The sequence below is a fragment of the Actinomadura napierensis genome (assembly GCF_039529375.1).
Taxonomy (GTDB): Bacteria; Actinomycetota; Actinomycetes; order Streptosporangiales; family Streptosporangiaceae; genus Spirillospora; species Spirillospora napierensis.
In genome coordinates this window covers 1-584 of record NZ_BAAAMR010000370.1, presented here as the reverse complement: position 1 = coordinate 584, position 584 = coordinate 1, and the positions used below count along the sequence as shown (strand labels likewise).

1 protein-coding gene is annotated in these 584 nt (G+C 45.5%); it reads left to right on the top strand.

Annotated elements, in window-relative coordinates:
* Nucleotides 1–584: alkaline phosphatase family protein (locus tag ABD296_RS49975; RefSeq protein ID WP_344285711.1), on the top strand; the 584-nt coding region annotated here is incomplete at both ends.

Sequence of the window (584 nt, the reverse complement as noted above, 5' to 3'; positions counted from 1 at the left end):
CTGCTCATCAACTTTGATGAAAATGATGGTTACTTTGTCCATATGCCATCGCCATCAGCACCATCTCGACTCAAAAATGGCCAGTACGCAGGTAAATCGACACTAAGCAATGCTGATATGCAAGATGAATATTTTGATCATGCTGCACCTGAGGGGAGCCATTCACAGCCTACACCTGATGGACGAGTTTATGGTCCGGGTCCTCGTGTTCCTTTATATGTGATTTCTCCATGGAGTCGTGGCGGTTGGGTCAACTCACAAGTGTTTGACCATACTTCCGTGCTCATGTTTTTAGAAAAACGTTTTGGTGTAAAAGAGCCGAATATCAGTCCATACCGCCGTGCAGTGTGTGGTGATTTAACAAGTGCATTTAACTTTAAAACACCAAATGCAGATGTTTTACCGCAGCTGAGTGGTAAACAAACACGTCTGCAGGCAGATGCGCTAAGGGAAAACCAAGAAGCTTTGCCAGCTGTTCCTGTACCCACGGATATTAAGTTACCCATTCAGCAAAGTGGGATCCGTCTATCACGGGCGCTACCTTATGAGTTGCATACCAGTGCGCGTTGTAAAGCAGATGGTAA